This is a genomic window from Aeromonas sp. MaB10011B (assembly GCF_017939325.1).
GTDB classification, from domain to species: Bacteria; Pseudomonadota; Gammaproteobacteria; order Enterobacterales; family Aeromonadaceae; genus Aeromonas; species Aeromonas caviae.
The window spans coordinates 53,463-74,127 of record NZ_JAGKRK010000082.1 but is presented as its reverse complement, the minus strand read 5'-3'; the positions used below and the strand labels follow the sequence as shown (position 1 = coordinate 74,127).

The 20,665-nt window shown below is 62.1% G+C and carries 15 protein-coding genes; 10 read left to right on the top strand and 5 right to left on the bottom strand.

Going from position 1 to position 20,665, the window contains the following annotated elements; all coding sequences use genetic code 11:
* The first annotated feature begins 134 nt into the window (after nucleotides 1-134).
* Entirely contained in the window at nucleotides 135-1,490 is a 1,356-nt protein-coding gene (locus tag J9893_RS19555) for a TAXI family TRAP transporter solute-binding subunit (protein ID WP_113977764.1), read from the top strand.
* Between the two features lie 63 nt (nucleotides 1,491-1,553).
* Here the strand turns inward: J9893_RS19555 and J9893_RS19550 are convergent, their stop codons facing one another.
* A complete protein-coding gene (locus J9893_RS19550) occupies nucleotides 1,554-2,456 on the bottom strand; it encodes a LysR family transcriptional regulator (protein ID WP_041212603.1) in 903 nt (300 codons plus the stop codon).
* Nucleotides 2,457-2,646: 190 nt separating this feature from the next.
* Here J9893_RS19550 and J9893_RS19545 point away from each other — a divergent pair, with 190 nt between their 5' ends.
* From J9893_RS19545 to ygjK, 4 genes are all read left to right on the top strand, one after another.
* Nucleotides 2,647-3,903 (top strand): adenylosuccinate synthetase, encoded by a 1,257-nt coding sequence (locus J9893_RS19545; protein ID WP_042880306.1) that lies wholly within the window; start codon nucleotides 2,647-2,649, stop codon nucleotides 3,901-3,903.
* A gap of 177 nt (nucleotides 3,904-4,080) precedes the next feature.
* On the top strand, nucleotides 4,081-4,614 hold the full coding sequence (locus J9893_RS19540; protein WP_113977766.1) for a YbhB/YbcL family Raf kinase inhibitor-like protein: 534 nt from the start codon (nucleotides 4,081-4,083) through the stop codon (nucleotides 4,612-4,614).
* 11 nt (nucleotides 4,615-4,625) lie between these two features.
* The gene (locus J9893_RS19535; RefSeq protein ID WP_113977768.1) at nucleotides 4,626-5,438 is read left to right on the top strand and encodes an AraC family transcriptional regulator; all 813 of its coding nucleotides are present in this window, start codon (nucleotides 4,626-4,628) and stop codon (nucleotides 5,436-5,438) included.
* A gap of 184 nt (nucleotides 5,439-5,622) precedes the next feature.
* Nucleotides 5,623-8,103 (top strand): alpha-glucosidase, encoded by a 2,481-nt coding sequence (gene ygjK / locus J9893_RS19530; RefSeq protein ID WP_143237223.1) that lies wholly within the window; start codon nucleotides 5,623-5,625, stop codon nucleotides 8,101-8,103.
* 81 nt (nucleotides 8,104-8,184) lie between these two features.
* On the opposite strand, the gene tyrS is transcribed toward ygjK, so the two are convergent.
* Nucleotides 8,185-9,384: a tyrosine--tRNA ligase gene (gene tyrS / locus J9893_RS19525; RefSeq protein WP_039040151.1), complete on the bottom strand. Its 1,200-nt coding sequence runs from the start codon at nucleotides 9,382-9,384 to the stop codon at nucleotides 8,185-8,187.
* 114 nt (nucleotides 9,385-9,498) lie between these two features.
* Between tyrS and J9893_RS19520 the strand changes: the two genes are divergently transcribed.
* A complete protein-coding gene (locus J9893_RS19520; RefSeq protein ID WP_113977772.1) occupies nucleotides 9,499-10,809 on the top strand; it encodes a peptidoglycan DD-metalloendopeptidase family protein in 1,311 nt (436 codons plus the stop codon).
* A gap of 65 nt (nucleotides 10,810-10,874) precedes the next feature.
* On the top strand, nucleotides 10,875-11,999 hold the full coding sequence (locus tag J9893_RS19515) for an anhydro-N-acetylmuramic acid kinase (protein ID WP_113977774.1): 1,125 nt from the start codon (nucleotides 10,875-10,877) through the stop codon (nucleotides 11,997-11,999).
* A 112-nt stretch (nucleotides 12,000-12,111) separates the two neighbouring features.
* Here the strand turns inward: J9893_RS19515 and J9893_RS19510 are convergent, their stop codons facing one another.
* Both J9893_RS19510 and J9893_RS19505 read right to left on the bottom strand, forming a co-directional pair.
* Nucleotides 12,112-12,513: a hypothetical protein gene (locus tag J9893_RS19510; protein ID WP_223954045.1), complete on the bottom strand. Its 402-nt coding sequence runs from the start codon at nucleotides 12,511-12,513 to the stop codon at nucleotides 12,112-12,114.
* A 376-nt stretch (nucleotides 12,514-12,889) separates the two neighbouring features.
* On the bottom strand, nucleotides 12,890-13,762 hold the full coding sequence (locus J9893_RS19505; protein WP_113977776.1) for a hypothetical protein: 873 nt from the start codon (nucleotides 13,760-13,762) through the stop codon (nucleotides 12,890-12,892).
* 1,070 nt (nucleotides 13,763-14,832) lie between these two features.
* On the opposite strand from J9893_RS19505, the gene J9893_RS19500 reads away from it, so the two are divergent.
* Nucleotides 14,833-16,098 (top strand): RidA family protein, encoded by a 1,266-nt coding sequence (locus tag J9893_RS19500; protein ID WP_143237222.1) that lies wholly within the window; start codon nucleotides 14,833-14,835, stop codon nucleotides 16,096-16,098.
* A 179-nt stretch (nucleotides 16,099-16,277) separates the two neighbouring features.
* A complete protein-coding gene (locus J9893_RS19495) occupies nucleotides 16,278-17,102 on the top strand; it encodes a hypothetical protein (protein ID WP_210601743.1) in 825 nt (274 codons plus the stop codon).
* A gap of 80 nt (nucleotides 17,103-17,182) precedes the next feature.
* On the opposite strand, the gene tkt is transcribed toward J9893_RS19495, so the two are convergent.
* A complete protein-coding gene (gene tkt, locus J9893_RS19490) occupies nucleotides 17,183-19,174 on the bottom strand; it encodes a transketolase (RefSeq protein ID WP_113977779.1) in 1,992 nt (663 codons plus the stop codon).
* Nucleotides 19,175-19,513: 339 nt separating this feature from the next.
* Between tkt and metK the strand changes: the two genes are divergently transcribed.
* A complete protein-coding gene (gene metK / locus J9893_RS19485; RefSeq protein WP_010673869.1) occupies nucleotides 19,514-20,665 on the top strand; it encodes a methionine adenosyltransferase in 1,152 nt (383 codons plus the stop codon).

Below are 20,665 nucleotides of genomic sequence, written 5' to 3'. Positions count from 1 at the left end.
CGGCGGCCCCAGGCCGCCCGGTGCGCGCAAAAGCGGTAAAATCCGTTCAGCTTCCCGTCTGATACGGATAAGATGAGGCTCATCACCGGATGAGCCCGCCTCCTCCTTATGTTCAGCCACGGTTTCGGTCCACTATGCGCCCATTCGCCTTCTCTGCCCTGTTGCGTCTGCCACGTACCGCCCTGCCCTGGCTTGCGGCCGTGCTGGCGCCCTCCCTCTTCGCCTCCCCCGCCTATGTCACCATCGGTACGGGAGCCCTCAACGGCGTCTACTACCCCACAGGGGGGGCCATCTGCCGCCTGCTCAACGAGGAGAGTGCCCGCCACGGCCTGCACTGCACGGTGCAGAGTACCTCGGGCTCCATCGCCAATCTGGCGGCGCTCGCCAAGGGAGAGGTACAGCTCGCCCTGATGCAGTCGGATGTGCTCTACCATGCGGTGCACGGCAGCGGCCCCTTCGCGGGCCAGGCCCCGGACGATCAGCTGCGCAGCCTCTTGCGGCTCCACAAGGAGTCCCTGACCCTGATTGCCAGCGCCACCAGCAACATCACCGCCCTGGCCGACATCAAGGGCAAGCGGGTCGATGTCGGCGCCCCCAACTCCGGGGACAGGGTCACCAGCCGGGCCCTGCTCGATGCCATGGGGTGGCGGATCGCCGACTTCAGCCGCCCGCCCGTGATCTCCCCGGGCAACCGGCTGGAGGGGCTCTGTGACGGCACCCTGGATGCCGCCTTCGTGGTCGCCGGTCACCCCAATCAGGCCATCGGCGATCTCACCGGCCGCTGTCAGGCCCGCCTCATTCCCATCGAGGGGGAACAGGTGGACAAGCTGCTCAAGCAGCACCCCTACTACGATCGCAGCCGCATCGGCGCCAACCTCTATCCGGGGCAGACAAGCGGCGTCAATACCTTCGCCGTCACCGCCGAACTGGTGGCCCTGGCCAGCCTGCCCGAAAGCGAGGTGCGCACCCTGCGGGACGTGCTGAACGAGCGGCTCAAGCAGTTCACCCGGCTGCATCCGGCACTGACCCCCCTCACCTGGGAAGGCATGCAGGCGGGCAGCATCGCCCTGCTCCATCCCGGCATGCTGGATGCCGTGCCCACCCTCCCGGCGGACACCCTCACGGCATCCGGTGCCGTGGCGACCTCGGGTGCCCTGCCAACCTTGCCCCCGGCGAGCAGCGCGGCCACACCGACCGATGGGGCAGGCCCCCAGGAAGGCACCGCGCCACTGGAGGGGTCCGACACCTTGCCGGAGCAGCCGGCCGCCGCGACCCTCTCAACCAGTTCGGGGGCGGCCTCCACCAACCAGGCCCCGGCCCTGACCGAGCCGCCCACACCGGGCAGTGCAACCCTGGCACCAGGCCATCCCCTGACCCCGCCTGAGGCGCCCGCCTCGTCGGCAACGCCGCTGGAGGCGCCATCACCGCAGGCCATGCCGGCCAGCCCGCCCAGCCACGCGGTGGGGACCACAACTCCCGCCGGGCAATGAACACCAACCAAGAGGCCACCCCAGGGGTGGCCTCTTGGTTATGGGGAACGGGCGCCTGGCCTGTCACGGCGCCAGCAGCAGCGCCGGATTCTGGATCTCCTCCTCCACCCAGTGCAGCAGTTGCTTGATGGCCCGCGACAGCACCTGGTTCTGGCGCACCACGTACCCCAGGCTGGTACCGGGAAAATCGGTGAGCCGGGTCACCGGGGCGGTCAGCTTGAGCCTGGGGTGAAGGGAGAAATCCGGCACGATGGCGACGCCAAAGCCCGCCTCGGCCCAGTCGAGCTGGGCATCCACGCTCCCCACCTCCATGATGCGGCAGCTCGGCAGGCCGAGCAGGGGCAGGGAGGGATCGATCAATGCCCGGGTCCGGGTGTCGTGCCCCAGCAGGATCAGGGTCGGCTCGTCCAGAGGATCGCTCTCCCCCGAGCTGGCCCGCGCCTGCCAGCGGGCCAGGCCGTGCCCCAGGGCACACCAGGTCACCTGCTGCAACTCGGTGTAGAAGAGCGGCTCGCTGCGCTTTTGTGCCATCACGAAGCCCAGATCCGCCTTGCCCGCCCGCACCAGATCCGCCGCCTGATCCGAGGTGGTGTTGAACAGGGTGAGGTCGATGCCGGGGAAGGCCTGCTTGAAGCGCTGGAACGGCTGGATCAGCAGCAGGCGCGAGATGATGTCGCTGGCGGCGATGGCGAGCGTCCCCTGGCTCAACTGGCTCAGGGCATTGAGATCGGACTGGCAGAGTTGCAGCTCGTTGATGGCGCGCTCGGCGCTTTGCAGCAGCCGCTCCCCCGCCTGGGTCAGGCGAAACGGGCTGCGCTCTACCAGCTTGACCCGGGTCGCCTGCTCCAGGTTCTTGAGGTGCAGGCTCACATTGGGTTGCGTCATGTGCAGTTCGGTGGCCGTCTGGCCGAAGTGCTGCAACCGGGCCAGGGTGACGAAGGTGTGCAGCCAGTGAATGTCCAGCATGGGGTTCCTCTTCTCCCGGGTCGATGGCAGGGCCAGCGCCGCCAGGGCACGGGCACCACGAAAGGGAGCGCGGTGTCGATAATTGCACCGGAATTATATGGCTTTCTTATCGGAATTATAAAGATAATTAATTTTTCTAATCCTCACGGGGCTCCTAGGATGGACGCCTAACGTCTTAGGAGAAAGAGTCATGTCGTCTATCGTAGTCGTAGGTGCTAACTGGGGTGATGAAGGCAAAGGCCGCATCGTCGATTATCTGGCAGGCCAGGCTGGCGCCAGTATTCGTTTCCAGGGCGGCAACAACGCCGGCCACACCGTGGTCAACGATCTGGGCACCTTCAAGCTGCACCAGGTGCCGAGCGGCGTCTTCAACCCGGATTGCCTGGTCGTGCTGGGCCCCGGCATGGTGATCAGCCCCGAGAAGCTCACCGTCGAGCTGGAAGAGGTCAAGGCCTCCGGCGTCATTCCCAAGCTCGCCATCTCTGACCGTGCCACCCTCTGCCTGCCGCTGCACGCGCTGGAAGACACCCTGGAAGAGCAACGCCTGGGTGACGGCGCCTACGGCTCCACCCGTCAGGGCATCGCCCCGGCTTACGGTGATCGGGTCATGAAAAAGGCGATCCTGGTGGGCTGGCTGAAACAGCCGGACGTGCTGGTCGAGCGCATCCAGTTCATGCTGGACTGGAAACTGCCGCAGATGAAGGCTCTCTATCCGGACTTCGAATTCACCCAGACCGCCCAGGAAATGGCCGACTGGCTGCTGGAAGTGTCCGCTCCCTGGCTGGACGCCGTCTGCAACGTCAGCATGCCCCTCAAGGCACTGCAAGCCGAAGGCAAGACCCTGCTGTTCGAAGCCCAGCTGGGCGCCGGCCGTGATCTCATCTACGGCGAATACCCCTGGGTCACCTCCTCCCACGTTTCCGGCGCCTACGCCGGCATCGGTGGCGGTCTGCCGGGCCTGCGCCCGGAGCGCGTCATCGCCGTGGCCAAGGCATTCAGCTCCTCCGTCGGTACCGGCACCCTGCTGACCGCCATGGAGAACCAGGACGAGTTCCGCAAGATCACCAACGAGTTCGGCGCCACCACCGGCCGTCCCCGTGACGTGGGTTACTTCGATGCCGTCGCCACCAAGAACGGCGTCGAGCTGCAGGCTGCCACCGAAGTGGCCCTGACCAAGCTGGACTGCCTGACCGGTCTGCCGGATCTGAAGATCTGCGTGGCCTACGAAGGTGCCCACACCGAGAACCCGATCTGGCCGCAGACCGCCGCCCTCACCCCCGTCTACGAGAAGATGGAGAGCTGGAGCGAAGACATCAGCGCCTGCCGCACCTTCGCCGAGCTGCCCAAAGCTGCCCAGGACTATGTGCTGCGCATCGAAGCCCTGCTGGGCGTGCCAGTGCCCATGGTCTCCGTCGGCCCGGGTCGTGACGAGATGATCCTGCGCTAAGGCCCCTCGCCTCTCCCAAAAACCGGCATCCCAGGATGCCGGTTTTTTTATGCCCCTCAAAAGCCCCGAACAGCTCACAAAAGCCACCTCCATGGCATAATTTGAGCCATACGGGCACTCTGTTTTGAGCCAGCCCCCTTAGAGTGAATGCCATATTCACACAAAGGAGTGCCCATCATGAGATCCCCCATTATCCCGCTGCTGCCCCTGTTCTGCCTCGCGGCCCTGCCCGCCGGTGCCATGACCCTCAAGAGTACCGACATCCGCGAGGGTGACCCCATGGACAAGGTCTTCAGCTTCAACGGCTTTGGTTGCAGCGGCGAGAACCGCTCCCCCCAGTTGAGCTGGCAGAGCCTGCCCGCCGGCACCCAGAGCGTCGCCATCACTGCCTATGACCCGGACGCCCCCACCGGCAGCGGCTGGTGGCACTGGCTGGTGGTGAACCTGCCGGCCAGCCAGAGCGAGCTGCCGAGCAATGCCTCCGGCAAGATCAAGCAGGGGCTGGAGCTTGGCACCGACTACGGTACCCAGGGTTATGGCGGCCCCTGCCCGCCCGCCGGTCACGGCATGCACCGCTACCAGTTCACCGTCTGGGCCCTGCCCAAGGCGCTGGAGGTGAAGGCCAACACCCCGCCCGCCATGGTAGGCTACATGCTCAACAGCCTGGCCCTTGGCAAGGCCACCCTGACCGCCACCTTCACCACCCCCTAGGAGCCCGCCCGATGAGCACGCCCCTGCTGCAACTGAATCATTACTTCGGGATCCGCCAGCAGCCCCTGCGCCGGGTGCTCATCTACGCGCCGACCCTCATCTGGGTGCAGCAGGGCCGCAAGCAGCTGTGGTGGCGGGAGCAGCGCCTCTCCTTTGACAAGGAGAGCTGGCTGCTGATCCCGGCGGGTCACCGGCTCACCTTCGTCAACCAGCCGGAGCAGGGCTCGTTTCGCTCCCAGGCGCTCACCCTGCTGGCCCCGCCACCGGCCGAGTGGCTGGCAGAGAGCACCCTCGATCTCCTCAAGCCACCGGCCATCAGGGTGACGTCGGCCCTCGCCTTCTGCTTCGATCTCGTCACCACCATGGCGCAGCGGCAGCTCTGCGAGACGGCCCAGACCCAGCTGCTGCAAGGGTTTTATGGCGAGCTCAGGGAAGCGGGGGGCCTTGGCCTGCTCTTTCCTGCCACCACCATGACTCTGGGGGAACGGCTGGCCCGTTACTTCAGCGTGGAGCCTGGTCTCGATCACCGGCTGGAGACGGTAGCAACCCACTTCGCCATGAGCCGCGCCTCTCTGGTCCGCAAGCTGGCCGCCGAGGGGCGCAGCTTTCGCCAGGTGCTGACCCAGGTACGCCTGGGGCACGCCCTCACCTTGCTGCAACAGGGGCTCACTCCGCTTCAGACCGCCCTCGCCTGTGGCTACGACTCCCCCGGCCGCTTTGCCGCGCGCTTCAAGGAGGAGTTCGGCCTGACCCCCCACCAATACCTGCGTACCTGCCCCTCCTCTCTCTCACTGACTGCCACCACAAAAGTAAATAATTACTAAAACACAAAGCTATGTAACCTCGTGTAACCGGGTGATCCGGCTCACACTCGCCCCTCCTGCACTGTGACACAGCGCCAATAATCCCGTCAGAATCGCCCTATAATGGCTCTCGAAAACGCTTTCACTAAAATAATCACTAAAAAACACCTTCCTTAACCTACAAAAACTGTCATTGGAGCGAGAAATGTTTCGTAAAAATTTACTTTCCATCACCCTGAGCGTCGCCCTGTTCGGCCTCACTGCCTGCAACGGCAATGACTCCAGCAGCCCGGCCGCCCCCAGCGCCACCCTGGCGAACCAGTATCAGAACGTGATCGACCGCAGCGGCACCCCGCTCCAGTTCCGTGACTTTGACAGCTACGCCAACCTCAAATACAACCCGCTGCTCGATCTCGGCGCCTGGCACGGCTTCCTGCTGCCCGCCAGCGACAGCGAGTGGGGCGGCTTTACCGGCCCCATGGTCATCGCCGAGGAGTACAGCCTGTTCTTCGCAAGGGAATTGGACAAGCTGACCCTGAGCGACGAGAGCGGCCGCGCCTTTCCCCTCACCAGCGCCAGCAAACAGGCGCTGTACGCCATCCCGGGGGCGCTGGTGCAACGCTTCGAATTCGACCCCTTCACCTTGGAGCTGGAGCTGCGCTACGGCGATGCCCGCACTGCGCTGGTTCGCACCCGCCTCATCAACCACACTGACGCCCCCCTCACCCTCAAGCTCAACTGGCAGGGGGAGCTGCTCAACCAGTGGGATGCCAACAAGACGGTAGCCGAGCAGTACCCCGCCTGGACCCGCACCATCAGCCAGACCGAGCGCGGCGTGGCATTCCAGTTCGGCAAACTGCGCAGCACCTGGAACATCATGCAAAGCGGCAGCGCCAGCTACCGCATCGATCGCACCCTGCCGAGTAGCACCACCCTCGACGAGCAGGGGCTCGGCTACGTGAGCGAGGCCAGCCTCACCCTGGCCGCCAAGGGCCAGCAGGATATCTACACCCTGCAGAGCTACGTCCACAGCAGTGCTGAAGCGAGTCGTTTCGAGCAGAGCCGCCAGGACCTGCTGGCCGACCCCGCCAGCCATTTCGACGACTCCATCCGCCGCTGGGAGGATTACTTGGCGCGCGGCCTCTCCAATCAGGGGATCCCGGAATCGGAGCGGCGCATCGCGGTCAAGGCGATGGAGACCCTCAATGGCAACTGGCGCTCACCGGCCGGCGCCATCCTGCACGACGGGGTGACCCCCTCCAACACCGCCCGCTGGTTCGACGGGGTCTGGGCCTGGGACAGCTGGAAGCACGCTTACGCAATGGCCCACTTCAACCCCGAGGTAGCCAAGAACAACGTGCGCGCCATGTATGACTACCAGATCCAGGCCGATGACCCGGTTCGGCCGCAGGATGCCGGCATGGTGATCGACGCCGTCTTCTACAACAAGCTCGCCGATCGCGGTGGCGACGGCGGCAACTGGAACGAGCGCGACACCAAGCCGCCCCTCTCCGCCTGGGCCATCTGGGAGATCTACAGCGCCACCCAGGACAAGGCCTTCATCGCCGAGATGTACCCGAAGATCCAGGCCTATCACGACTGGTGGTATCGGGCGCGGGACAACAACCGCAACGGCATCATCGAATATGGCGCCACCCGCCACGTCGAGCACAACGACGAGTTCGGCAACATCACCTTCAAGGTGCAGTACCCGACGGGGGCACCGGTCGGGCTGGATCTGTCGAGCTGTACCAATGAGGGAGATGGCTGGTATGGCTGCGCCGGCATGGCGCTCTATCAGCAGGTATTGAGCGTTGGCGGCTACGCCGACATGGATATCGGCGCCCAGCACGGGGCCGGCTGGGAGTCCGGCATGGACAACGCCGCCCGCTTCGGCTTTATAGAGCCGGATCAGCTCAAGCGCTATGCCGACAAGACCTATGGCGGCGACATGGCCAGGGCGCGCCAGGACTGGAACGTCTTCTTCTTTGAAAACCATGAGGACGACGGCAACCTCATCGGCTTCTCCATCGATCAGGAGTCGGTGGAGCTCAACGCCTTCCTCGCCAAGGAGAAGCGCATCCTGGCCGACATGGCCGAGCTGCTCGGCAAGCCGGACGAGGCGAGCCGCTATCGCGAAGGGGCGACCCAGCTGGCCGATTACATCAACAGCTGCCTGTTCGATGAGGCCTCCGGCTTCTATTACGACCGCCAGATAGCCCAGGGGGATCTGCCCGACGCCAACGGCTGCGTCGGCAAGCTGTTGACCGCCCGCGGCCGTGGCCCGGAAGGGTGGAGCCCGCTCTGGGCCGAGGTGGCGGACAAGGAGAAGGCGGCGCGGGTGCGCGAGGTGATGCTCAATGCCCAGGAGTTCAACACCAGGGTGCCGCTCGGCACGGCGGCACTGACCAACCCGGCCTATGACCCCGACATCTACTGGCGCGGTCGGGTCTGGCTGGATCAGTTCTACTTCGGGGTGAAGGGGCTGGAGAACTACGGCTATCGCAGCGATGCCCAACAGCTCGTCAACAAGCTGTTTAGCAATGCCGAGGGGCTGGCGGGCAGCGGCCCCATCCGCGAGAACTACAACCCGGAGACCGGCGCCATGCAGGGGGCCAGCAACTTCAGCTGGAGCTCGGCCCACCTCTACATGCTCTATCGCAACTTCCTGAAAACCGAGGGTTGATCCCAACCGACCCGGTCAATGACCCAACAAAAAGGCCTCCGCAAGGGAGGCCTTTCTTATGGCAGCGCCGCAGGTGGCGACTTACTTCACGGTCACCCGGGCAAACTTGCGCTTGCCGACCTGGTAGACGGCGGTACCGGCACCGATGAGGGCCTTGCCATCGTCCAGCTTCTCGCCATCAACCTTGACCGCGCCCTGCTTGATCATGCGCAGCGCTTCGGAGGTGGTGGCCACCAGATCGGCGTCTTTGAGCAGGTTGGCGATGGCCAGCCCTTCCCCTTCCAGTGCCAGCTCGACTTCCGGCATGTCGTCCGGAATGGCGTTCTTGGAGAAGCGCTGGGTGAAGTCTTCGTGGGCCGCTTCGGCCGCCGCTTCATCGTGATAACGGGCGATGATCTCCTTGGCCAGCCAGATCTTCACGTCGCGCGGGTTGAGGGTGCCGGCAGCGATACCTGCCTTGAACTCTTCGATTTCAGCCAGCGGACGGAAAGAGAGCAGCTCGTAGTAGTTCCACATCAGATCGTCGGTGATGGACATGATCTTGCCGAACATCTCCCCCGGGGCGTCGTGTACGCCGATGTAGTTGGCAGCGGACTTGGACATCTTCTTGACGCCGTCCAGGCCGACCAGCAGCGGCATCATCAACACGCACTGGGTCGCCATGCCCGCATCTTTTTGCAGCTCGCGGCCCATCAGCAGGTTGAACTTCTGATCGGTACCGCCGAGCTCGACGTCCGCCTTGAGCGCGACCGAGTCATAGCCTTGCAGCAGCGGATAGAGGAATTCGTGAATGGCGATGGACTGGCCGTTGCTGTAGCGCTTCTTGAAGTCGTCGCGCTCCATCATGCGGGCCACGGTCTGCTTGGCCGCCAGCTTGATCATGCCGGTCGCGCCCAGCTCACTCAGCCAGGTGGAGTTGTACTCGATGCGGGTCTTGGCCGGGTCGAGGATCTTGAACGCCTGCTCGGCATAGGTGAGGGCGTTGTGCTTGATGGCCTCTTCGGAGAGCGGCGGACGGGTGGCGTTCTTGCCGGAGGGGTCACCCACCATGGCGGTGAAGTCACCGATCAGCAGGATCACTTCATGGCCCAGATCCTGGAAGGTCTTCAGCTTGTTGAGGATCACGGTATGACCCAGGTGGATGTCCGGCGCGGTCGGGTCCATCCCCAGCTTGATGCGCAGGGGGCGCCCTTCCTTCAACTTGGCGATCAGTTCTTCTTCAACCAGAATTTCTTCCGCTCCGCGCTTGATCTCGGCTAGCGCCACCTCGAGCTGGGACATTTTTTGACTCTCCAATCACGATTCCACAGGGCCAGACATATTACTGGAATGGCGGGCCAATTGGAAAGGCGGTAAACTCCGACCTTCTTCCGGGTTCAACTTTGTCTGCTTCTCATGGTCCTTTGGCACGCCTTCAACTCTCTCCCTCACTGGCACCGCAAGATGGTGCTTATCCTGAGCATCATGGTGATGATGCTGGCGGCCTGGCCGAGCGAACAGGCAGTCGCCACCCGGGTCGATGACAACGACAACGAACTGGCCGTCGAGCAGCAGGTCGAGGAGGAGGCCCAGCTGGCACGGGCCGAGCCCGTCACCCCGCCCAAACCGCGCTATGTCACCAGACAGGTGAAGGTGCGCAGCGGCGACAACATGGGAGTCATCTTCCAGCGCCTGGGCCTCAGTACCACGGATCTGCACCTCATCGACCAGCTCGAGGGCACGGATACCCTGCGCCTGCTCAAGCCCGGTCAGGAGCTCACCTTCAAGCTCACCAAGGGCGGCGAGCTGCACAGCCTCTATTACCCCCACAGCCTGGAGCAGGCGCTCAAGGTGAACCGCCGGGATGACGGCTTCGTGGCCAGGCCGGTGAAGATCGAGCTCGACACCCGCGAACAGGTGGCCCAGGGGGAAATCCGCTCCAGCTTCTGGGGCGCCGCCGTCGAAGCGGGCATGACGGAAGACCAGATCATGGATCTCGCCGCCATCTTCGGCTGGGACATCGACTTTGCCCAGGACCTGCAACCGGGGGACAGCTTCCGGGTGGTCTACCAGGACAAATACCAGGATGACGAGCGGGTTGCCTCCGGCGACATCCTGGCCGCCGAGTTCGTCAACCAGGGGGCCATCTACCGCGCCGTGCTGAACACGGATGGCAACTACTACACCCCGGACGGCAAGGCGATGCGCAAGAGCTTCCTGCGCGCGCCGGTCAACTTCAAATACATCAGCTCCAACTTCAATCCGCGCCGCCTTCATCCGGTCACCGGCAAGGTGCGCCCCCACAACGGCATCGACTACGTGGCGCCGGTGGGCACCCCCATCATGGCGGCGGGCGGCGGCAGCGTGGTGGCCGCCGGCTACAACCAGTTCAACGGCAACTACGTCTTCATCAAGCACGCGGGCAACTACGTGACCAAGTACCTACACCTCTCCAAGCGCACCGTCAACAAGGGGCAGCGAGTGAAGCAGGGCCAGACCATCGGCCTGCTCGGCGGCACCGGCCGGGTCACAGGCCCGCACCTGCACTATGAGTTCGTGGTGGGCGGCGTGCACAAGAACCCGCGCACCCTCAACCTGCCCCAGGCGGAGTCTCTCAGCGGACGGGCGCTGGCCAGCTTCAAGGCCCAGGCCATGCCCCAGCTGGCCAAGCTGGACAGCCCCGAGCTGCAACTGGCCAGAAACAAGGGCAACGGCGACGACAGCTGACCGCTGTCGACCAAGGTGGAACACGGTATCAGACCGTTCCTCTGCATCATTGAAAGAGGGTTGTCATGACGGAACGCTATATAGGCTTGATGTCCGGTACCAGCATGGATGGTATCGACGCCGTGCTGGTGACGATGGATAGGGAAGCGCTTCGAGTAGAGGCGGCGCTGTGCCACCCCTGGCCAGCGGAGACCGCCCACGAGCTGCACGCCCTCTGCACCCCGGGCGACAACGAAATCGACCGCATGGGGGTCGCCGACAACCTGGTGGCCCGCGAATTTGCCGCCGCCACCCAGGCCCTGCTCGCCAAGGCGGCGCTGACTCCCAAGGAGATTCGCGCCATCGGCAGTCACGGCCAGACCATACGCCACCGCCCTGCCCTCGGCTTTACCCTGCAAATTGGCAACGCGGCCCTGCTGGCGGCCCTGACCGGCATCGACGTGGTGGCCGATTTTCGCACCATGGACATGGCCCTCGGCGGTCAAGGGGCCCCCCTGGTGCCCGCCTTCCATCAGGCGCTCTTTGCCCGCCCCGGCGCCCTTCGGGTGGTGCTGAACCTCGGCGGCATTGCCAATATCTCGGTGCTGCCCGGCCAGGCCGACGGGGGGGCGGGTTCAGGGGTATATGGCTTCGATACCGGCCCCGCCAATACCCTGCTCGACGGCTGGTATCGCCGCCACCATCCGCACGGTGACAGCTATGATGCCGGTGGCCAGTGGGCCGCCAGCGGCAGGCTTATCCCTGCGCTGCTGGAGCAGTTGCTGGCTCACCCCTACTTCGCCGCCCCCGCCCCCAAGAGCACGGGGCGTGAGATGTTCACCCTCGACTGGCTCGACGGCGAGCTGGACGGCTGCGCATACGCCCCCGCTGATGTGCAGCGTACCCTGCAATCCCTCACCTGCCACAGCATCGCCCGCCAGTTGCCCACCCACCGTGATGCGCCAACCCGGCCCGAGCTGTTTGTCTGCGGCGGCGGCGCCCACAACGCCCCGCTGCTGGCGGAGCTTGCCACCCTGCTGCCCGACTGGTATCTGACCAGCACCGCCCAGCTCGGCCTGGCACCGGACTGGGTGGAAGGGGCCGCCTTTGCCTGGCTGGCACAGCGCTTTATCCAGCGAAAGCCGGGCAACCTGCCTGCGGTGACCGGCGCGAGCCGCCCGGCGGTGCTGGGCGCCCTCTATCCCGCCTGAGCCGCTTCCCGAGCGCCCTCCCCCCTAATGGAACAAGCCCGAACAGGTGCACCTGTTCGGGCTTGTTGTTATGCCTGGCGCCAGATGGCGCAGACCCGTCACTCTGTGCTCCCTACCCGAGCCGCTCTTTCAACCTGGCCGCCTGCGCCTTGAAGGTCTCATAATCGGCGACATGCCGACTCCTGGCGGCGGTGATCCACTGCACGCCCGTCTCGTCGGCGTGGGAAAATTCGATGCAAAACTCATATTTCGCGCTGGAGAGCAGCCCCATCAGGGCGCCAGACAGAAACCCCACCAGGGGCAGGAAGAGCACGATGAGCCAGTTGCCCGCCTGCTCGTAGGAAGGGGTGAAGTAAAAGAGCACACTGGAGGTGACCACTCCCAGCAACAAGCTCTTCTTGAGCCTATCTATCCAGCCGAGTGCTTTTACCTGCACGCCGACGATGCGGCCCAGATCGTAGCGATCCTTGTTCACCCTCAGTGTGTTGTCCGACTGCTCAATGGCAATGGCCATCCTGATACTCCGTCCTGTTGGCTATGGCGATAAGGGGTTGCCGTGGCGGCCCCGGGTTGTGCATCCCGAGGGCATGACGGGACCAGCGGCCAGCCACGGGGCGATGGGCGGCACCTCCCCCAACAGGAACACACGCTGCGCATGGTATCGTATGGCGCCAAACATCAAAAGACGTTCACATCAAAAGGCGAGGTGGATCACCTTCTACCCGCCCCTTGTCCCCCGTGCAGCCGTTGGCTTTTCTGGCCATCCCCTCTTGGGCAAGGTAGCCGGGGGATCAGGGGTCAGTGAGATAACAGCCCCGTGATGACCCTCAGGAGGGGCGGGCCGATGGGATGGCACCATGGGCCCGCACCTCGAGAGCACTCCCATGGCCCTAGAAGGCCCACTTCAGGAAGCGGTTTACCTGGCGCTTGACCGGTGCACAGAGCGGCGCTTTGGGAGGCTCCAGGTTGATCTGTCTGCGGCCCACCCTGGCTTCGCCCCGCAGCAGGATCTGGAGATAGTGGGGATGCTGGCGCTGGATGAATCGAGAGATCTCATGGGCCCAGGGTTTGGGGACTCCCCACAGGGTCGAGGCCAGGGCGCCGACGATACAGAAGAAGGCGGGCTCGTGCATGCCCATCCTGACGCCATTCTCCAGCGCCTCCTTGAAGGAGCCCGAATGGGCGATGCAGGTCATCACATTGACCATGAAGGCGGCATAGTCATCTTCCCCGCCGTGGCCCACCCTGGCCACCAACCCGGCCTGTGGCCTGTAGCCGAACTGGTGGTCGATGTGCTCAAGCACCGCATTGCGCTGGCGAATGACCTTGGCATAGAACATCAGCATGGCGGTACAGTCGAGCGCCTGGCTCAAGGCCGCCTGATGGGGATGGGTCTGGGTGGGACGGGGCGTGGTCAGCAGCGCGATCTCCTCCGAGATGGCGAGCAGACCGATGGGCACCGCCGTGCTGATAAAGGCGAGATCAATGGCGATCGCCAGGTCCTGGCCCTCCTCCATCCGGCCGATGACCACCTGCTCGGCAAAGAGGCGACGCTGGCGCTCGATAAAGGCGCCATAGATCAGGGCCCTGAACTTCTTCTGGGGATAGGGGGTATCGAGCAGGGTCTCCATGGTCAGGATGGCGGCACCGGTGCGACCGCGCAGTTGATAGTCGGGGGCGAGGGGGAAGTGCTTGCCTAGGCGGGGGGGTGGCCGAAACCCGCTGGTGCGGCTGTACATGTCACCCAGAATGAATCCAAGCATAAAACCTCCGAAGTCAGATGACGGGGATCGCGATGCGATCGCATGTGCCACTCCGGGGCAGATGAGTGCCGATCCGTGCTGCTCGTCGGCAGGGTCCCTGATTTCATTATTAATCATACAGTTAATAATCCACCCAAACCCCGACCCAGGTCGCAATAACGGCAGTTGATGACAAAGAACACAAATAAGGGTGGTGCGGGGAAGATGAGCCGGCTGCATCGCAAGGAGTGTGGGATACGCCAGGGCGGCAAAGCAGGGCGGACTCCGAGGCCCCCTCACAGGGAGGGTCATGACAGGAGTGATATGCATCGGGGGGCGGCAAGTCGGGGCAGGCAAGGGGAAGGCCCCCTCCCCTTGCTTCTGCGCCCTGCTGGCGGGCTGTGTTCGCGCCGCTGAAAAGATATGGCATAGGCGGTGTGGCGACCCGCCCATGTCAGCCTCCGCCGCAGGGGCTAAAAAGCGCCCTCTCTTTCTCCCGTATTTATGTCATGACCTGTTGCCATGCAAAGAGGATGAATGTTATTTCAGTGTGCTCGCCGCAGCATATTTTGGCGGCGCTGAACAGGGCGTCGAGAGAGCGATAAATAGATAGCTATGCAAAACCGGGAGAATAAGCTGCAATTTCGCCAAAAGTATTAACGGAGGATTCACAGGCTGTAACCCTGATGCGCGACAATATGGCGCTATCTGGTTCCACTTTCATGGTAAAGCGGGATCATCATCACCTTTATTTGCCATGCCCGTCATGAATTGAATCGCAAAATGAATATATTTCACTCTGTTGAGCCACTTCATAGAAACAGGATCCCGGTTTGCATCCCCGGATAACCGCCCCCTAGAATTCTCCCGTCTGAATCACCAGGCCAACTTCTCTCCCTTGTCTGTTGCACGCGCTGTCTGCATCGAAACAGGGCTCGACACTGTGATGATCGTTCTCCTTTTCTCCGTCGCCCTGCGGCGGGAACGGGCAACTGTTGCCGCAATATCACGAGTCATCAGCGTGCCGTATTCGGTCAGGGAAGAACAATGCGGCCCGGACCCTACATCAAAAACGAAAAAGGAGTATCGCCATGAGTGGTACCATCATCAAATCCGCCAGAAATACCCCCAATGCGCCTCAGGATCTGGGGCCCTATACCCAGAGCGTGGCCTTCTCCCACTACAACAATATTGCCGCCCAGCTCCCGGTCGACCCGATAACGGGCTCGCTGGTCGCAGGGGATATCCAGGCCCAGGCCAGACAGTGTCTCACCAATATCCAGGCCATCGTCCAGAGCATTGGCCACGGCATGGAGGACATGGTGAAGGTGACTCTGTTCCTCGCGGACATAGCCGACCTCGATGCCGTCAACGCCGTCTATCGGGAATTCTTCCCCCACTCGCTGCCGACCCGCACAGTTCTCGCCGTCGCCAGTCTGCCGCTCGGCGCCAGGGTGCAGATGGACGCCCTGCTCTCCAACGGGGAAGGCACCTTCCCCCAAGCCCCCTGCCCGCTGCTCAAGATCTCCCGCAATAGCGGCCAGGCGCCGCAGGATCCGCTCTCCAGCAAGAGCGTCGCCTTCTCCCATTACAACAATATCGGTGCCCAGCTGCCGGTCGATACGGCCTCAGGCCAACTGGTCGCCGGTGGCATCCGCGAGCAGGCGGCCCAGTGCCTGCGCAATATCAAAACCGTGCTGGAGAGCATCGACGTGCCCTTCGACGACATCGTCAAGGTGACTGTCTATCTGACCAATCTGGCGGATCTCGATGCCGTCAACGAGGTCTACACCACCTTCTTCCCGGACTCCGCCATTGCCCGTGCCGTTGCCTATCTGCCCGCCCGCTCTGTGGTCAGTGCCGCCGCCCTGCCCATGGGGGCACGGGTGCAGATGGATGCGGTCATCTCCCACGGTGACGGCACCCCGCCCCAGCTGGTGGAAGACAGACACAATCTGGTGATCCGTGCCCGCAATACCGACAAGGCACCGAGAAGCCCGCTCCATAGCCAGACCGTCGCCTTCTCCCACTACAACCATATCGCCGGCCAGTTGCCGCTCGACATGACCACCGGCAAAGTGCTGACCGGCTGTATCCGTGAGCAGACCGCCCAGTGCCTCGGCCATATCAAGACCATCGTCGAGAGCATCGGCCACGTGATGGACGATATCGTCAAGGTCAATATCCAGCTTGCCAACATCGCGGATCTGGCGGACGTGGATGCCATCTACACCCAATACTTCCCGGCCTACCTGCCCGCCCGCACCGTGATTGGCGTGAGCGAGCTGCCCGCTGGCGCCCTGGTGCAGATTGATGCGGTGATGTCCAATGCGGAAAGCACCCCGCCGCAGGCGTAAGGGTCGCGATAAATAAAATGAGACCGGCTGATAGCCGGTCTCATTTTATGTAACATGTGGGGGATTATTTTTATGGCATCGTCTTAAAGAACGCGAACGTCCGATTACGCTTCGCTAATCGAACCTACAAGCTCATGCATATAATTGATATCACTACAGATACTTGGGGATGGTTAGTGATGAGTAAAATTTCAGAAAGAGTAAGACATGTAAAAATCAGAGATGGATATTGTTTGATTTGTGGAGAATTTGGCACACTCTCGATAGATCATGTTCCTCCACAGGGTTCAATTACTGTAACCAAGGTTGAACAACGTCATATTATGGAAATGATGGGAGTAGGTGCAAAATCAATAAAAGGCGTACCATCAACCAATGGAAGCAAATTCAGAACGATCTGCAGCGACTGTAACAGTAATATCTTAGGAGGCAATGATGGCGAGGTTGCGGATGCAAATAAAAAGCTGACAAGTAAAATTCGTAATTATTTTCAGAATCCAACCTCCCCATATAATACCATATCTATTGACATAAACCCTATCAAATATGCCAGAGCGATGATAGGCCATATTCTATCTGCAACATCAGTTACCGAGTGTAAAGAGCCACCACAAATATCTCCGTACTTTGACCCACTAAAGAAATTTGTACTAGGGGATGACCATGCCATTACAAAAACCCATGATATATATTATTGGTTTTATCCTTACGATCGTCACTTGAGCGCAAAGTGTGTGAGCTTTTTCAATCAAGGGCATTCTACAGTACTAAGTTTATTGTCATTTTTCCCAATCGCATTTCTCGTAACCCCAAAAGATGAAGGTATATACCCAACGCATGCCACGCGATTTGATTTCAGTTCTAGTAAATTAGTTCTAGATTTGTCCAGTTACAACATTCATTTTTCTGACTTTCCTTTTTCAGAACTAAAAGGAAATCAGATGTGTTTACTAAACGATTGCCAGGCAATAATAAGTTATCCAATTAAGAACCAAGATATATAGTATATTTAACTATTTTTATTACAATAAAAAAGCGCCTCCCGAGGGAGGCGCTTTTCAATTCAGTATCAAGCAATCAGCGATTACAGGGACTCAGCGGTCGCAACCACGTTTTCCACGGTAAAGCCGAATTCCTTGAACAGCAGTTCGGCCGGGGCGGACTCACCGAAGGTGCGCATGCCGATGATCTTGCCGCCGAAACCGACGTACTTGTACCAGTAGTCGGCGATGCCCGCTTCGATGGCCACACGCTTGGTGACGGCGGCCGGCAGGACGGACTCCTTGTACTCGGCGGACTGGGCATCGAACACGTCGGTAGACGGGATGGAGACCACGCGCACGGCACGGCCCTTGGCAGTCAGCTGCTCATAGGCGGCAACGGCCAGTTCCACTTCGGAACCGGTGGCGATCAGGATCAGCTCCGGGGTACCGGCGCAATCCTTCAGCACGTAACCACCCTTGGCGGCATCGGCCAGTTGCTGGGCGGTGCGGTCCATCTGGGCCAGGTTCTGACGGGAGAAGATCAGGGAGGTCGGGCCGTCGGTACGCTCGATGGCGTGTTTCCAGGCGATGGCGGACTCTACCTGGTCACACGGGCGCCAGGTGCTCATGTTCGGGGTCAGACGCAGGGAGGCGATCTGCTCGACCGGCTGGTGAGTCGGACCATCTTCACCCAGACCGATGGAGTCGTGGGTGTAGACGAAGATGGCGCGCTGCTTCATCAGGGCGGCCATGCGCAGGGCGTTGCGGGCGTACTCCATGAACATCAGGAAGGTGGCGCCGTAGGGGATGAAACCACCGTGCAGGGCGATGCCGTTCATGATGGCGGACATGCCGAACTCGCGCACGCCGTAGTGGATGTAGTTGCCTGCGGCGCTCTCGGGAGTCAGGGACTTGGAGCCGGACCACATGGTCAGGTTGGACGGCGCGAGATCCGCGGAGCCGCCCATGAATTCCGGCAGCAGCTTGCCGAAGGCTTCCAGGGAGTTCTGGGACGCTTTACGGGTCGCGATCTTGGCCGGGTTGGCCTGCAGGGTTTCGATGATCTTGGCGGATTCAGCAGCCCAGTTGGCCGGCAAGTCGCCTGCGGTGCGGCGCTTGAATTCGGCAGCCAGGGCCGGGTGAGCGGCTTCATAGGCGGCGAACTTGGCAGCCCAGTCGGATTCGAGCTTGGCGCCCTTTTCCTGACCGTTCCACTCGGCGGCGATGTCGGACGGGATGACGAACGGCGCGTGGTCCCACTTCAGGAAGGCACGGGCGGCGGCGATCTCGTCGTTGCCCAGCGGTGCGCCGTGGCAGTCGTGAGAACCGGATTTGTTCGGGGAGCCGTAACCGATGATGGTGCGGCAGCAAATCAGAGTCGGCTTGCCGGTCTCGGCCTTGGCGGCTTCGATGGCGGCATTGATGGCTTCCGGGCTGTGACCGTCAACAGCCGGGATTACGTGCCAGCCGTAGGCTTCGAAACGCTTGACGGTGTCGTCGGTGAACCAGCCTTCTACGTGACCGTCGATGGAGATACCGTTGTCATCCCAGAACGCGATCAGTTTGCCCAGTTGCAGGGTACCTGCCAGGGAGCACGCTTCGTGGGAGATACCTTCCATCAGGCAGCCGTCGCCCATAAAGGCATAGGTGTAGTGGTCAACGATGTCGTGGCCCGGCTGGTTGAACTGCTCAGCCATGGCTTTCTCGGCGATCGCCATACCCACGGCGTTGGTGATGCCCTGACCCAGCGGGCCGGTGGTGGTTTCAACGCCCGGCGCATAGCCGTACTCCGGGTGACCCGGGGTGCGAGAGTGCAGTTGGCGGAAGTTTTTCAGATCGTCGATGGAGAGGTCATAACCGGAGAGGTGCAGCAGGGAGTACAGCAGCATGGAGCCGTGGCCGTTGGAGAGGATGAAACGGTCGCGGTCGGCCCACTTGGGGTTGTTCGGGTTGTGTTTGAGGTGGCTGCGCCACAGCACTTCAGCGATATCCGCCATTCCCATGGGGGCGCCCGGGTGACCGGAGTTGGCTTTTTGAACGGCATCCATACTCAATGCACGAATGGCATTGGCAAGCTCTTTACGAGAAGGCATCTGTATCTCCTGCGATTGCTTCATTTGATGGCCAAGATTAAGGCGCGTTATTGTCCCAGCAGGGGGCGCGGCGTGCAAATATTATCTGGGCGAATAAAGTGGCTTTGGGAGCACAATCGCTTTTCTGGGCGGGGAAAACGATTCAATCCGCCCCCTGCCTTACCTCCATGGAGGTGGATCCCTTCCCCGTCCCGCCCCGGGCGGCTCCCCCCCAAATAGTGCTGGCAATCACCGGATGACCTATTTAAAATAGACGTCCAGATGTAGATACCTCTACAGTCATCCTGTCATTATCCGGTTATGGCCAAGGCGATAACCCTTACGAATCGAGAACCAAACATGGCAAAGCTGTTTACTTCCGAGTCGGTCTCCGAAGGCCATCCCGATAAAATCGCCGACCAGATCTCCGATGCGGTGCTGGACGCCATCCTGCAGCAGGACACCAAGGCGCGCGTCGCCTGCGAAACCCTGGTCAAGACCGGCATGGTGATGGTAGCCGGCGAAGTGACCACCTCTGCCTGGGTCGACATCGAACAGATCGTGCGCGACACCGTGCGCGAGATTGGTTACACCCACTCCGACATGGGCTTCGACGCCGACTCCTGCGCCGTGCTGAACGCCATCGGCAAACAGTCTCCGGACATCAACCAGGGCGTCGACCGTACCGACCCGCTGGAGCAAGGTGCCGGTGACCAGGGCCTGATGTTCGGCTACGCCACCAACGAAACCGACGTGCTGATGCCCGCGCCCATCACCTACTCCCACCTGCTGGTGAAGCGTCAGGCAGAAGTGCGCAAGAACGGCACCCTGCCGTGGCTGCGTCCGGACGCCAAGAGCCAGCTGACCTTCGCCTACGACGACGCAGGCAAGATCCTGGGTGTCGATGCCGTGGTGCTCTCCACCCAGCATTGCGACTCCATCAGCCACAGCGATCTGGTGGAAGCGGTGCGCGAAGAGATCATCAAGCCGGTGCTGCCGGCCGAGTGGATCAACAAGGACACCAAGTACTTCATCAACCCGACCGGTCGTTTCGTCATCGGCGGCCCCATGGGTGACTGCGGTCTGACCGGTCGCAAGATCATCGTCGACACCTACGGCGGCATGGCCCGTCACGGTGGTGGCGCCTTCTCCGGCAAGGATCCGTCCAAGGTGGACCGCTCCGCCGCCTACGCCGCCCGCTACGTGGCCAAGAACATCGTGGCCGCAGGCCTCGCGGATCGCTGTGAAGTGCAAGTCTCCTACGCCATCGGCGTGGCCGAGCCCACCTCCATCAGCGTCGAAACCTTCGGCACCGGCAAGGTGGCCGAAGCCCTGCTGGTCAAGCTGGTGCGCGAGTTCTTCGAGCTGCGCCCCTATGGTCTCATCGAGATGCTGGATCTGAAGCGCCCGATCTACCAGGCAACCGCCGCTTACGGCCACTTCGGCCGCGACGAGTTCCCCTGGGAGAAGACCGACAAGGCCGAGCTGCTGCGCGCTGCCGCTGGCCTGTAA

Excerpts from the sequence above, each read along its gene's own strand:
- J9893_RS19555 (WP_113977764.1), top strand. The coding sequence starts at position 135 with ATGCGCCCATTCGCCTTCTCTGCCCTGTTGCGTCTGCCACGTACCGCC.
- J9893_RS19550 (WP_041212603.1), bottom strand. The coding sequence starts at position 2,456 with ATGCTGGACATTCACTGGCTGCACACCTTCGTCACCCTGGCCCGGTTG.
- J9893_RS19545 (WP_042880306.1), top strand. The coding sequence starts at position 2,647 with ATGTCGTCTATCGTAGTCGTAGGTGCTAACTGGGGTGATGAAGGCAAA.
- J9893_RS19540 (WP_113977766.1), top strand. The coding sequence starts at position 4,081 with ATGAGATCCCCCATTATCCCGCTGCTGCCCCTGTTCTGCCTCGCGGCC.
- J9893_RS19535 (WP_113977768.1), top strand. The coding sequence starts at position 4,626 with ATGAGCACGCCCCTGCTGCAACTGAATCATTACTTCGGGATCCGCCAG.
- ygjK (WP_143237223.1), top strand. The coding sequence starts at position 5,623 with ATGTTTCGTAAAAATTTACTTTCCATCACCCTGAGCGTCGCCCTGTTC.
- tyrS (WP_039040151.1), bottom strand. The coding sequence starts at position 9,384 with ATGTCCCAGCTCGAGGTGGCGCTAGCCGAGATCAAGCGCGGAGCGGAA.
- J9893_RS19520 (WP_113977772.1), top strand. The coding sequence starts at position 9,499 with ATGGTCCTTTGGCACGCCTTCAACTCTCTCCCTCACTGGCACCGCAAG.
- J9893_RS19515 (WP_113977774.1), top strand. The coding sequence starts at position 10,875 with ATGACGGAACGCTATATAGGCTTGATGTCCGGTACCAGCATGGATGGT.
- J9893_RS19510 (WP_223954045.1), bottom strand. The coding sequence starts at position 12,513 with ATGGCCATTGCCATTGAGCAGTCGGACAACACACTGAGGGTGAACAAG.
- J9893_RS19505 (WP_113977776.1), bottom strand. The coding sequence starts at position 13,762 with ATGCTTGGATTCATTCTGGGTGACATGTACAGCCGCACCAGCGGGTTT.
- J9893_RS19500 (WP_143237222.1), top strand. The coding sequence starts at position 14,833 with ATGAGTGGTACCATCATCAAATCCGCCAGAAATACCCCCAATGCGCCT.
- J9893_RS19495 (WP_210601743.1), top strand. The coding sequence starts at position 16,278 with ATGAGTAAAATTTCAGAAAGAGTAAGACATGTAAAAATCAGAGATGGA.
- tkt (WP_113977779.1), bottom strand. The coding sequence starts at position 19,174 with ATGCCTTCTCGTAAAGAGCTTGCCAATGCCATTCGTGCATTGAGTATG.
- metK (WP_010673869.1), top strand. The coding sequence starts at position 19,514 with ATGGCAAAGCTGTTTACTTCCGAGTCGGTCTCCGAAGGCCATCCCGAT.